This window comes from Ramlibacter sp. P4_H7, from assembly GCF_056400765.1.
On the sequence record NZ_JBFUKP010000003.1, the window covers coordinates 89,178 to 102,580 of the forward strand.

Annotated in this window: 8 protein-coding genes; 2 read left to right on the forward strand and 6 right to left on the reverse strand. The window is 71.4% G+C overall.

All coding sequences use genetic code 11. The annotated features are described in order from the left end of the window. Position 1 precedes the first annotated feature (1 nt). From AC1DSA_RS05635 to AC1DSA_RS05650, 4 genes are all read right to left on the reverse strand, one after another. Positions 2-3,106: an efflux RND transporter permease subunit gene (locus tag AC1DSA_RS05635; protein WP_477886930.1), complete on the reverse strand. Its 3,105-nt coding sequence runs from the start codon at positions 3,104-3,106 to the stop codon at positions 2-4. Beyond that, positions 3,103-4,215, reverse strand: a complete 1,113-nt coding sequence (locus AC1DSA_RS05640) for an efflux RND transporter periplasmic adaptor subunit (protein WP_477886932.1) — start codon at positions 4,213-4,215, stop codon at positions 3,103-3,105. The genes AC1DSA_RS05635 and AC1DSA_RS05640 overlap by 4 nt, the downstream gene beginning before the upstream one ends. A 28-nt stretch (positions 4,216-4,243) precedes the next feature. Continuing rightward, a complete protein-coding gene (locus AC1DSA_RS05645) occupies positions 4,244-5,779 on the reverse strand; it encodes an efflux transporter outer membrane subunit (protein WP_477886934.1) in 1,536 nt (511 codons plus the stop codon). Between the two features lie 108 nt (positions 5,780-5,887). Next, a complete protein-coding gene (locus tag AC1DSA_RS05650; RefSeq protein WP_477886936.1) occupies positions 5,888-6,094 on the reverse strand; it encodes a hypothetical protein in 207 nt (68 codons plus the stop codon). Positions 6,095-6,247: 153 nt separating this feature from the next. On the opposite strand from AC1DSA_RS05650, the gene AC1DSA_RS05655 reads away from it, so the two are divergent. Continuing rightward, positions 6,248-7,261, forward strand: coding sequence for an AI-2E family transporter (locus AC1DSA_RS05655; protein WP_477886938.1), 1,014 nt, complete (start codon positions 6,248-6,250; stop codon positions 7,259-7,261). 29 nt (positions 7,262-7,290) lie between these two features. On the opposite strand, the gene AC1DSA_RS05660 is transcribed toward AC1DSA_RS05655, so the two are convergent. After that, positions 7,291-10,206 carry an ATP-binding protein gene (locus tag AC1DSA_RS05660; RefSeq protein WP_477886940.1) on the reverse strand — a complete coding sequence of 972 codons (2,916 nt, stop codon included), beginning with the start codon at positions 10,204-10,206 and terminating at the stop codon, positions 7,291-7,293. A gap of 4 nt (positions 10,207-10,210) precedes the next feature. Further along, positions 10,211-10,435 carry a hypothetical protein gene (locus tag AC1DSA_RS05665; RefSeq protein WP_477886942.1) on the reverse strand — a complete coding sequence of 75 codons (225 nt, stop codon included), beginning with the start codon at positions 10,433-10,435 and terminating at the stop codon, positions 10,211-10,213. A gap of 79 nt (positions 10,436-10,514) precedes the next feature. On the opposite strand from AC1DSA_RS05665, the gene AC1DSA_RS05670 reads away from it, so the two are divergent. After that, on the forward strand, positions 10,515-13,403 hold the full coding sequence (locus AC1DSA_RS05670) for an ATP-binding protein (protein WP_477886944.1): 2,889 nt from the start codon (positions 10,515-10,517) through the stop codon (positions 13,401-13,403).

Genomic DNA, 13,403 nt, shown 5'->3' on the forward strand with positions numbered 1-13,403 from the left:
CTCATTGCGCCGCCACCGCCATCGTCTCGCCGGCTGCGGGTGCGGGGCCGGCCTCCGCCGCAGGACGGCGGACCTTGAACCAGGCTGCGTAGAGCGCCGGCACGAAGAAGATCGTCAGCAGCGTGGCGATGGTCAGGCCGCCCATGATCGCAATGGCCATCGGACCCCAGAACACGCTGCGCGTCAGCGGCACCATGGCGAGCACGGTGGCCAGCGCGGTCAGCAGCACCGGGCGCGTCCGGTGGATCGCGGCGTCCAGAATGGCGTTCCAGGGGTCGCGGCCTTCGGCGATCTCGGTCTGCACCTGGTCGATCAGGATCACCGAGTTGCGCATGATCATCCCGCCCAGGGCGATGATGCCCAGGATCGCGACGAAGCCCAGCGGCGCCTGGAACACCAGCAGCGCGGGCACCACGCCGATCAGCCCGAGCGGCGCGGTCAGCACCACCATCCACATCCGTGAGAAGTCCTGCAGCTGCAGCATCAGCAGCAGCAGGATGGCGATCACCATCAGCGGCGCCACGGCCAGCAGCGCGCGGTTCGCCTTGTCGCTTTCCTCCACGGCGCCGCCCACGTCGATGCGGTAGCCCGAGGGCAGCGCGGCCCGGATCTCCTTGAGCTGCGGCACGATGGCCTGCGTGACCGACACGCCCTGCTCGCCGTCCTTGACGTCGGCCCGCACGGTGATCGCCATGTCGCGGTTGCGTCGCCACAGGACCGGCTCCTCGAGCTCGTAGCGCACGCGGGCGACCTGGGACAGCGGCACGACGGTGCCCTGGCGGGTGTACAGGTTGACGTCCTTGAGTGTGTCGACGTTCAGGCGCTCCGCCGGCACGGCGCGCGCGACGATGTCGATCAGGTCCTCGTGCTCGCGCAACTGCGAGACGGTGGCCCCGTTCATCACGGTCTGCGTCACCAGCGACACGTCGGCCGGAGTCAGGCCGAGCGCGCGCGCCTTGTCCTGGTCCATTTCCACCTTCAGCGCCCGCACCGGATCGTTCCAGTCGAGCTGCACGTCGCGCACCTTGTCGCTGGAAGCCACCACGTGCTCCACTTCGCGGGCGATGCGCCGCACCACCTGCTTGTCGGGACCGACGACGCGGAACTGCACCGGGAAGCCCACCGGCGGCCCGAGCTCGAGCCGGGTGACGCGCACCCACGACTGCGGAAGCTCCTGGTCCGCCGAGGCCATCAGGCGCCCCCGGACGCGCTCGCGCGCCTCGATGTCCTGGGTCATCACGACGAACTGCGCATAACCCGGATTGGGCAGTTCAGGATTCAGCGCGAGGTAGAAGCGCGGGGCGCCCGCGCCGGTATAGGCCGTGAAGAAGCGCACGTCCTTGTCCTTGGCCAGGATGGACTCCAGCTTTTTCACCTGCTCGGTGGTGGCGGCGAACGAGGCGCCTTCCTTCAGGCGCAGGTCCACCACCAGCTCGGGGCGCGAGCTGCTCGGGAAGAACTGCTGCGGCACCAGCTTCATGCCGGCCAGTGCCAGGGCGAGCGCGGCGACCGTGGTGCCGATCACGACCCAGCGGCGCTCCACGGCGAGGTCGATCACGCGCTTGAGCTTGCGATAGAACGGCGTGTCGTAGGGGTCGCCCGCGTGGTGGTGCTTGCCGAAGTCCTTGGGCAGCAGCTTGGCCGCCAGGTAGGGCGTGAAGATGCCCGAACAGATCCACGAGAACACCACCGCAGCGCCGACGATCCAGAAGATGCCGCCCGCGTACTCGCCGGTGGTGGACTTGGACAGGCCGACGGGCAGGAAACCCGCCGCGGTGATCAGGGCGCCGGTCAGGCGCGGCATGGCGGTGGCGGAGTAGGAGAAGGCAGCCGCCTTCACGCGGTCCCAACCCGCCTCCATCTTCACCACCATCATCTCGATGGCGATGATGGAGTCGTCCACCAGCAGGCCCAGCGCGATGATCAGCGAGCCGAGCGAGATGCGCTCGAGGTTCCAGCCCATCGCCAGCATCACGATGGCCACCCCGCCGAGCACCAGCGGCACGGACAGGGCCACGACGATGCCGGTGCGCCAGCCCAGGCTCACCAGGCTGACCGCGATCACGATGATCAGGGCCTCCATCAGCGAACGCTCGAAGTCCCAGATCGCGTCCTTGACGGTGGTCGGCTGGTCGGCCACGCGTTCGAGCTCCACGCCGTGCGGCAGCTCGCCCTGGATCTTCGCGACGGCGCTGTCCATGGCCTTGCCCAGGTCGACGATGTTGCCGTCGTCGGTCATCGAGATGCCGAGCATCAGCACGGGCTGGCCGTTGTGGCGCACCGTGTAGGTGGGCGGGTCCTCGAAGCCGCGGGTGACGGTGGTGAAGTCGCCCAGCTTGATCTGGCGGCCGCCGGCCGTGATGGGCACGTTGCGGATGTCCTCCTCGCTGGCGAACTGGCCGGTCACGCGGACCACGACGCGGTCGCCGCGGGTGTCGATGGAGCCCGCGCCCTGGATCGCGTTCTGGCTCTTCAGGCTTTCCGCCACGGCCAGGGGCGTGAGGCCCAGCGTGGCCAGGCGCGCGTGCGAGAACTCGATGTAGACGCGCTTGGCCTGCTTGCCGATGAGGTCGACCTTCTTGACCATGGGCACCTTCAGCAGGCGGCGCTTGATGTCCTCCGCCTGGTCGGTCAGTTCCGCGTGGCCGATGCCGTCGCCCTTGACCGCGTACATCAGGCCGTACACGTCGCCGTACTCGTCGTTGACGATCGGGCCGATCACGCCGTCGGGCAGTTCCAGCTTGATGTCGTTGAGCTTCTTGCGCGCCTGGTACCAGGCTTCGCGCTGGTCGGCCTGCGAGGTGCCGCCGCGCACGGTGAGCGTCATGCCGCCGTAGCCCTGCCGCGCGAAGGTCACGACCTTCTCGAAGTGGTCGATCTGCTCGAACTTCTTTTCCATGCGGTTGAGGACTTCGTCCTGCATCTGCTGCGCGGTGGCGCCCGGCCACACGACCATGGCGGTCATCGAGGGCACCGAGAACTTCGGGTCCTCGAGCTGGCCAAGCTTGGCGAAGCCCAGCCCGCCGGCCACGGCGACGATGACCATCAGGAACAGGACGAAGGCGCGGTGCCGCAGCGCCCAGTCGGTCAGGTTGAAGGAGTTCATCGGGCGGCCTGCAGGTTGGGTTTGGCGTTGGGCGCCGCGCTCAGCGCGACGTGCAATCCGGGGGCCATCTTCTGCACACCGGCGGTGACCACCAGCGTGCCGGCCGGCAGCCCGGAGACCAGCACCTCGTCGTTGCGGTAGCCGTGCAGCGCGACCGGCATCAGCTCCACGGAGCCCACCGGTTCCTTGCCGGACTGGCGGACCACCCACAGGGCCGGCTTGCCGTTGGACTGTGTCATCGCGCTGGCCGGAACGGCCGCCACCGCTGCGTCGGTCACCACGCGATCGGCCAGCAGGTTGGCGGTCGCGCCCAGCGGCAGCGCCTGCGGATTCACCGGCTTCAGGCGGGCCCGGTAGGTGCGCGTCTGCGCGGCGGCCTGCGGCGACAGTTCGCGCAGGGCGACGTCGAAGCTGGTCTCCGGCGCGCTGGCCAGCGAGGCCTTGAAGCGGGCCGACCTGAATGCGGCGAGGTGGTCTTCCGGCACGTCGACGACGATTTCCGCCGTGCCGGGATCGGCGATGGAGACGACCGGCTGACCTTCGGGGACCACCTGTCCCACTTCGAACTTCACTGCCGTCACCACGCCGCTGCGCGGCGCGCGCAGCACGGTGTAGGCCAGGCGGTTGCGCGCGAGCTCCAGCTGCTTCGCCTGCGCTTCCATCGCGGCGTGCGTGGTCTGGGAGCTGCTCTGGGCATGTTCGTCGTCGGCGACGCTGACCGAGCCGTCGGCCTTCAGCTTGCCCAGGCGCTGCCGGTCCGACTCGGCCTGGCGCGCCTGCGCGGTGGCCACGGCGAACTGCTGGCGCGCCGCTTCTTCCGCGAGCCGGTAATCGTTGGCGTCCAGGATCGCGAGGACATCGCCCTCGCGCACGACCTGGCCCACGTCGACCTTGCGCTGGGCGACCTTGCCGCCCACGCGGAAGGCCTGGTCGACCTCGTGGCGGGACTGCACGGTGCCGACGTAGCGGTTGGCTTCACGGGCGGTGTCGTAGCGCATCTCGAAGGTGCGCACGGTCCGCGGCGGCTCCACGGGCGGTTTGTCGGGAGTGCAGGCGGAGAGAAGGGCGGCAATCGGCAGGGCGAGGACCGCGGCAAGGGAGTTCTTCAAGGGAGTTCCTCGTGGGGTGCGACGGGTTTCAGGAATGCGAGGGGCGCGCGGCCCCGGCGTTGGCGGGTTGGGCAGCAGGCTCGAAGACCTCCCACCCTCCTCCGAGCGCCTTGTAGAGCTGGACGCTGTCCAGCAGCAGCCGGGTGCTGCTGTCGTTGGCGCTGAGCCGCACGGACAGGCGCGAGCGTTGCGCATCGAGCAGCGGCAGCAGGTCGATCTGGCCGCCGTCGTACAGCGACTGCGCGCGGCGCAGGGCGGCATCGGCGGAGGTGGCGGCCAGCTGCAGCGAGGCATCGCGCTGGCGTTCGCTGGACAGGGAGACCAGTGCGTTCTCCACGTCCTCCAGCGCGCGCACCATGCCGTCCTCGGCGCGCAGCACGGCTTCGGACTGCGCGCTTTCCGCCATGTCGTTGATGCTGCGCGTGCGGCCCGCGTTGAAGATCGGCATGGCCAGCAGCCCGGCCACCTGCGTGAAGCGCGCGGCGCCGAGGTCGATGCCGTTCAGCTCCATGCCCTGGCGGCCGAAGGAAGCGCCCAGGAACAGCCGCGGAAACCACTCGGCCGCGGCCTGCTGGCGACGCGCGTTGGCCGCATCGAGCTGCGCCATCATGGCGAGCACGTCGGGGCGCCGCTGCAGCAGCGCGGCGGGTTGCCCCGGCCTGGCCTCGGGCACGGCGACCTTGCCGTCCCACGGCACGATGGTTTCGGCGTGGAAAGCCTGATCGCCGATCAGCACGGCGATGCGGTGCCGTGCGACGGCCGCCGTCGTTTCCAGCGGCGGGATCTGCGCGCGGGCCGAGGCGGCGTCCGTCTGCGCGCGCTCGACGTCGAAGGCCGTCGCGACGCCCGCGCGTTGCCGGGCGCTGACCAGGCGCAGGGTCTCGTCGTGCGCGGCGGAGATCGCGCGCAGGGTTTCGATCTGGCGCAGCGCGCCCGTCAAGGTGAAGTAGTTGCTGGCGACGTCGCTCACCACGAGCAGGCGCACGCCGCGCACGCCATGTTCGGCCGCCAGCGTGTCGGCGGCGGCCGCGGCGGCCCCCGCGCGCAGCCGGCCGCTCAGGTCCAGTTCCCAGGAGACCTCCAGCCCACCGGACACCGTCTTGGTGTCCGGGACGGCCGCCCTGGCCGCTCCCTCGTAGCCAGTGTCCCTGTGCACGCCGGATGCGTTCAGGTCGACGCTGGGAAACAGGCCGGAGCGGCTGATCGTTTCGCCGGCGCGCGCCGCGCGCAGGCGCTGCGCCGCGATCTTCACGTCGCGGTTCTCGCGCGCCGCGCGGCGCACCAGGTCGCTCAGCACGGGGTCGCCGAATGCTTCCCACCACGCGGCCTCGGGTTCCATGTCGGCCGCCTTTGCCGCGGCGAACGTGCCGGGCACTTCCACGGCAGGGTGGGACACCGGCGTGGCGCAGCCGGCGAGGCCGACGGCCAGCGCCGCGGCGAGGGCCGCGGCGGCGACGCGTGCCGGCAGCACGCCGGGCGGCAAGGGCTCGCGCCCTGGATTCGAAGGTGGCGAAATCATGATGGGAGAAGGCGGCATCGGAAGGGACTCGTCTGGATTCGACATGGCGTCAGCGTAGGGATGGAGGCGCCGGAAGTCGTCCTGGAACGGTCGACGTTCGGTCGCAGTTCGTGGACCGGGAAGGCGGCGGCATGGGGCGGACGCGGCATGGGTTCACCCGCAATCCACGCGCCCATCACGCCCTGCTTCGAGGTCGCGCACCAGGGCCTGCAGCAGCTCGTGCGCGGATGCGAACTCGCGCTGCTGGCCGGTGACCAGGTTTTCCAGGCGGCCGGCGAGCGCGGCCGATGTTGCGTCGCCGCGCAGTTTGAGCACGTACGAGCGGCGGTTCGGGTACTTGGATTCGGGGTTCAGGACCATGGACGGAACCTTAGGGCCTGGCTCCCGCGAAGTCGTCGGCGAACCGTCGCGCTTCGGTCGGGATTCGCTGCGGGCGCGGCGCCGCCCGAACGCGGACCCAATCGCGACCTGTCGCTGACCACGCGCGGCGCACGCGTGCCCACAATGGCCTGCATGAACAAGCTCACCCCGGGGCGCATCCAGGCCGGCGTGCTCATCGCCCTTTCACTGTGGGTCGTGCACGATTTCATCGAGGCCTTCCTCGCCGCCTGCGTGATCGCGACCGCCAGCTGGCCGCTGTACGCACGCTTCGCGGCCCGCGTGGCGCGCCGGGTCGGGCGGGGCGCAGCCGCGGTGCTGTTCACCGGGGCCCTGACCGTGTTCGTGCTGGCGCCGCTGGTGTTCGCGGGCTGGGCGCTGGCCACGGAAGCACATGCCCTGTTGCTGGGTCTGGCCGCTGCCGACGGTACCCCGGTTGCGCTGCCCGGGTGGCTGACGGACGCACCCGTGGTCGGACGCTGGATCGCGACCCACGGCAGGCTGGACGACCTGCTGCTGCCGCAGCGCACGGAGCCGGCGGCGATCCTGGGCCTGGCGCAGTCGCTGGGGCAATTCACCGCCCGGCACATGCTCACCGTCGGCTTTGCCATCCTGCTGCTGTGCTTCCTCTACCGGCACGGTGCCGTGCTCGCGGGTGCGCTCACCAGCGCATTGCGTCGGGGCATCGGCGAGCACTCTGAGCGCTATGTCCAGATCGCGACGCGGGCCGTGCGCGCTTCCGTCGGCAGCATGCTGGTGGTGGGCCTGTTCGACGGGCTGGCCACCGCCGGGGCGTTCGCGCTGTCGGGTGCCCCGCGGCCGCTGGTGTGGGGAGCCATCACCGGCGCGCTGGCCGCCGTGCCGTTCCTGGGCTACCTGGCGGTGGCGGCATTGGTGGTGGAACTTTCGGTCCAGGGAGCGACGTCGGCTGCGCTGCTCTCCCTGCTGCTCGGGTGCGCCGTGCTGCTGTGCGGCGACAAGATCGTGCGACCCATGGTCGCGCGCGAAGGCATCCGCCTGCCGTTCGTGTGGGTGCTGATGGCCTGCATCGGCGGCTTCGGCGTGCTCGGGCTGGCCGGGCTGGTGGTCGGCCCGGTCGTCCTCAGCCTCGCCAGGGAAATGGGGGAGCAATGGATCCGGAACCGGTGAGCCATCCGGCGCTCGGCCGCGCAGGTCGGCTAGCGCCGCTCAAGCAGCCGGCGCGTCCGCTGGCCCAACTCCGTATCGTGCACTTCGGGGAGTCGACGGATCGATTCTTCCAATGCCTGGCGCTCGTCGGCAGGACCTGCGTGGTGCTCACACAGGTCGGCCAGCGCCAGCAGTTCCAGCCAGGGCGCCTCCTGCTTGCGCGCCTCCTCGATCGCGCGCCGCACCGAGGTGGCGCCGGCGTCGCCGTGCCCGGTCGCGCGGGCGATCGCGCCTTCCAGCAGCCACAGCTGCGGAAGCACCACCCGCTCGCCCAGCTCGTGCGCGACCTGCAGCGCCTCCTCCAGCTGCCGTTGCGCCCCGTCCGCATCGCCCGCGAGCAGCAAGGCCTCGGCGGCGTAGCCGAGCACCTCGCTCGCTCCGGAGCGCATCCCCAGGCGGATGTTTTCTTCGTAGGCCTCGCGGATCCGGCGGTGCCCATCGACCGGCTGGCCGCGGCGTGCATCCGCCCAGCCCCGGTACCACTGGCAGGCCGTGCGTCCTTGTGCGAGGGAGAACTCCTCCACCAGGGATTGCATCTCGGTCGCGAGTGCCGCCAACCGGTCCACGTTGCCCAGGCGGACCTCGAACAGCGCCTCGTGCCAGGTCGCGACCAGCCGTGTCATGGGTTGCCGCAGGACCTGCGCTCGCGCGGCCGCCCGCTGCAACTGGCCGCGGGCCTGGTCGATCAGGCCCGCATGGACGAGCTCGATCGCCAGCATCCCGCCGAGCGTCACCTGCGGATCGGCCGCAAAGATCTCGTTGGCGGCAACGCCGAGCGCTTCGGCGGCCCCAAGTCCTCGCTCGATCCAGGCGCGTGCCTCGCGCGAGCGGCCCTGGAGCTGGTGAACCTCGCCTTTGACGATGCACGCCGCCAGCGGGAGCACCGGATCGTCCTGGCCGGACACGAGCGCCTCGGCTCGCTCGGCGACGGCCAGCGCCTGCGCGTATTCGCCGCGCAGGCTCAGCACGTAGCCGAAGGCGTGCAGCAGGCGGCCGCGCAGGGGATGGTCCGGCACGCCCGCGAGCAGCGCGTAAGCGCGCTCGAACGCCTGCCGCGCTTCGTTGCCGACGCCCAGCGCGTGGAAGGCCGACACGCCGCGCAGCGTCGAAATGGCGATCTCCAGGCTGTCACGCTCCTGGCCTTCCTGCGCCTGCGCGATCAGGGCGGACGCGCGCTGCGTCAGGCCCAGGCACGCGACCGGGCTGAAGTGAAGCAACGCGGACTCCGCGGCCTCGGCGTAGCAGCGAAGCGCCGCCATCGGCTGGCGTCCGCGGTCGAAGTGCATCGCCAGTTCCGCCGGCGCGACGGGCGCGCCCGCCGCCCGCTCGGCGTCGAGCGCCTCGCCGACCTTGCGGTGCAGCTGCACGCGGGCCGAGGGAGCCGTACGGTCATACAGCACCTGGCGGAACAGCGCATGCCGGAACTGGTAGCACGACTGCGCCAGGTCGGCGTCGTCCGTCGAGCGCGCCGCGGTGAGCCACACCTGCGCGCGCACCAGCTGCTCGCAAAGATCGGCGACCTCGGCTGCATCGCGCTGGAGCGCGAGCGCCATCGTGCCGACGCGGAACTGGACCCCGCACACCGCGGCCGCGGAAAGCAGTCCAAGCTGCCCCGGGTCGAGGCCGTCGATGTAGTGGTCGATGATGGCGGCCAGGTTCTCCGGCACCGAGCTTTCCGCGAGCCTGGCCGGCCGGGTCGCGTCGGTGCCCGTGCGCGTCATGGCGTCGGCGATCAGCGACGAGACGAACAGCGGCACGCCGTCGCTGCGCTCGTGCAAGGTCCGCACGAAGGCTTCGTCGCGGGCGAGCACCTCGGATCGCTGGGCGACGTAGTCGGCGACCTCGGCCTCGGAGAACGGGTCGAGCACGACTTCCTCGCACAGGCCGTGCAGGCGCAGCTCCTTGCGCAAGGGATTGAGCGGATGGTCGAGCGCCACGACCTCGGCAAGCCGGAAGCTCGCCAGCCACATGACGCGCGCACGGCTGCGCCGCCGCGCGAGGTAATCGATGAGCTGGATCGTGGCCCGGTCGCTCCAGTGCAGGTCTTCGGTCACCAGCAGCAGCGGCCGCTGCTCCGTGTAGCGGTCCAGCAGCTCGCCCATTTCGCGCAGCATGCGATCGGGGCCGACCCCGGCGAGCTCGCGCCGCAGCGCGTCGCGTTCCTCCACCGTGCTGAGCCAGGGCAGCTGCAGCAGCCAGGTGGGCGCAACGGTGCGCAACAGCCCCGGCAGCGTGGGGTCGCCGCGGCACAGCTCGGACAGCGCCTCCAGCACGGGGAGGTAAGGTTCGCCGGTGCCGTAGTTCTCGACGCACTGGCCGCGCGCGCAGGTGATGTCGCCCAGGCTGGCAGCGAAATGCGCGATCAGCGTGGTCTTGCCAATGCCCGGTTCGCCGGCGACCCAGACCACGGCGCGCTCCCCGCCGCAGGCACGCTCCCAGCCCCGCTGCAGGCGCGACAGTGCGTCGGCGCGGCCGACGATGGGCCGCAGGTCCCGGGGATCCGCCGTCCTCAGCCCGCCGTGGTTAGTGGGCGGCGCCGGCACGGTGGACGGTGCCGCGATGAACCGGTAGCCCCGTCGCGAGACGGTCTCGATGAAGCGCGGCTGGCGCGGATCGTCGCCGAGCACCGTCCGCACGTCGCTGATGGCGGTCTTGAGCACCGATTCGCTGACGAACTGGTGGCCCCAGACCGCGTCGAGCAGGGCATCCTTGGTGAGCAGCGCCCCCGGCCGGCGCGCCAGCGTGCACAGCAGGCTGAACGGCGTGGGGGTCAGGGCGACCGCCTTGCCGTTGCGCAGCAGGCAGGCATTCCCCTCGTCGAGGTCGAATTCGGCGAAGCGGACCCGCACCGGGTCCGGAGGGGACGGCAGTCGTGCCACGGCTTGCGTCATCCGGGGAAGGTGCATGGAGTTATACATCGTCGCCGGTCCGGTTCGACGCGGGCGTTCCGGTCCTCGCGGCGTGCTGCACAAGCCACGCATTCAACTGCTGGAGGGTGCCAAAATCACTGCAGTCGCCGCTGGCCACGTGCACGACCTGGCCGGCCAGGCACCCGGCCTCGGGCCGCGCGTCACGGTGGAGCCGCAGCACATAGGCCCCGGCAGCAGGATAGGTCGGTTGCGCGCTCAAGGTCATGCAGCGAGTGTGGAAGCGCCGGTTCCCTCAAGTCGTCTCGACGGGGTCCCGGTTCGGTATCGATCGCGGTCTCCCGCCCATGAGTGAAACGACACCCCTCCAGGCCCGCTTCGGGCCGTTCCGGCTGGACGAGGCCGAGGCCCTGCTGGTGCGCGACGACGCGCCGGTCGACCTGACACCGCGCTCGTTCCAGGTGCTGTGCGCCCTGCTGCGCCACCCCGGCCAGCTGGTCACCAAGGACGCGCTGCTGGACGAGGTCTGGGGGCACCGGCACGTGAACGAGGCGGCCCTCAAGAACATCGTGAGCCAGCTGCGCCAGGCGCTGGGGGACGATGCCAGGGAAGCCCGGTTCATCCAGACGGCCGCGCGCCGCGGTTACCGCTTCATCGCGCCCGTCGTGCTCGGAACGCAGGCCGCCGCGGTGGCGCCGATCCTGCCCGCGCCCGCGCCCGTGCCCGTGCCGGTGCGGGCGCCACGCACTGCGCTGGTCGTCGGCCGCGATCGGCCCCTGGCGCAACTGCAGGCCGCCCTGGCGGCTTCGTTGCGCGGCGAGCGCCGCCTGGTCTTCCTGCTCGGCGACGCCGGCATCGGCAAGAGCACGCTGGTCGACCGCATTGTGGCGGCGCCCGGTACGCGCCCGGCGTTCGGCCAGTGCATCGAGCACTACGGCCGCGGCGAGCCCTACATGCCGGTGCTGGAGGCGCTCAATGCACTGTGCCGCGCCGACGATGGGACGGAGGTGGTGGGGACGCTGCGCCGCGTCGCTCCCACCTGGCTGTTGCAGCTGCCCTGGCTGGTCGGCGACGAGGACCGGCGCGCGCTGCTGCAGGAAGCCGCCGGCGCGACGCAGGACCGCATGCTGCGCGAATTCGGCGAGCTGGCGGACCGCCTCGCGGCGCAGCGCCCCCTGCTGCTGGTGCTGGAAGACCTGCACTGGAGCGATCACGCCACGGTGCAGCTGCTGGCTTACCTCGCGCGCCGCCGCGGCCCCGCGGCCGTGATGGTCCTGGGCACCTTCCGCCCCACGGAACTGATCCTGGAAGACCATCCGCTGGCCGACCTGCGCCTGGAACTGCGGATGCACGGGCTGAGCGAAGAGATCGATCTCGAAGCGCTGTCGGAAGCGGAGCTCGGCGCCCTGGCGCAAGCCCGGCTGGGCCGGCCCGTGCCGGACGGCTTCGCGCGCGCGCTGCACGCCCATACCTCCGGCCTGCCCCTGTTCGTGGCCAACATGCTCGACGAGCTGGTGGCCTCCGGCAGCATCGGTCCCTGCAGGGAATTTCCTGAGCCAGGGCAGCTCGCGGTGCCGAGCAGCATCGTCGGCCTGGTCGACCGGCAGGTCAGCCGCCTCACGCCGCAGCAGCAGGCGCTGCTTGCCGCAGCGAGCGTTTGCGGAATCGATTTCCAGCATGTTCCGCTGGCCGAAGTGCTGGAGTTGCCAGGCGATGAGGTGCAGCCGCTGCTCGACGAGGTCGCAGCACGCCTGCCGTGGCTGCGCAGCACCGGCGGCTCCACGCTGGCGGACGGCCGCATCGCCGCCAGCTATGCGTTCACCCATTCGCTGTACCGGCGGGTGCTGTACGAGCGATTGCCGGCCAGCCAGCGGATGCAGCTGCATCGCCTGTGGGCCACGGCGCTGGCGCGCCTGCATGCGGCCGACGCCCGCGGCATCGCGGCGGAACTGGCGCTGCACTTCGAGCGCGGGGGCCTGCCGGCCGCGGCCGCTGCGCAGCTGGCGATGCTCGCCGCGCGCGCCTTGCGGCGCGGCGCCGGGCACGAGGCGCTGCAGGCGGCACGGCACGCACTGCGCATCGGTGCGCAAGGATTGGACGCACCGCTCGAACAGGAGCTGCGCGTGCTGGAAGCCGTCGCCCTCAGCCGCATGCACGTCGTCTCGGAACCGGAAGTCGCCGACGCTTTCGCCCGCGCGCGCGCGGTGGGCGCGGTCGAGAGCCCGTCCTGGCCGCAAGCGCTGCAAGGCTGCTGGTGGGTGCACTTTGCGCGGGCCGAGTTCGGGCCGGCGCGTGCGCTCGCCTCGGAGATGCTCGCGCTCGCGCAGCGCAACGGCGACCAGGCGCTGCAGATCATCGCGCTGAACGCCATGGGGTTGGTGCTGATGATGACCGGCGAAGAGGGAGCGGCACGCGTGCAGCTGGAGGCCTCCCTCGCAGCCTGCGCCGCCGCCGGCGAGCTCCCGTCTTCCCGCTTCGTGCAGGATCCCGCGTCGGAAGCCACCGCCAGCCTCGCGATGGTGAGCTGGGTGACGGGCCGCCCGGTGGAGGCGCGCGCGCTGGCACGCAAGGCCGTTGCGCTGGCCACGGCCCGCCGCCATGCCCTGAGCGAAGTGACGGCGCTGTACAGCGCGGCCATCGTGCACTCGCTGGCCGGCGAATTCGATGCGGTGCATGCGCTGACGGAGCAGTTGTACGAGGTCCTGCGGCGGGACGAAGCGCCCGGATCGCGCGGCGGCTTCGCCTGGATGCACGGGCGCGCGCTGGCCGCGCTGGGGCAGGTGGACGAGGGACTGGCGGAAATGCGGGCCGCGGCCGAGACCAACATGCGCCTCGGGTCGCGCACCGGCCTGGCCAGCTACCACTTCCACTACGCGCAGGCCTGCCGCCTCGCCGGGCGCCTTGCCGAAGCGCGGACGATGGTCGAAGCCGGCCTGCCGCTGGCCGAACACAACGAGCACATGCTGCTTTCGCCCCTCCTGCTCGAACGCGCTGAGTTGCACGCGGCCGCCGGTGACACGGCGGCGGCCGACGCTTGCCTGACCCGCGCGATCGCCGTCGCCCGGCAACAGGATGCGGTGTTCTACGAGCTCATGGCACTGGCGAGCGCGCAGCGGCTGGGCGCGCCCAGCGCGAACACGGACCGGCTGCGCGCGCTGCTGGCCCGGTACGAGGGCGATCCCAGTCCGGCCATCGCAGCGGCGCGTGCCGTGCTGGACCGGGGTCCGGCAAGCTGA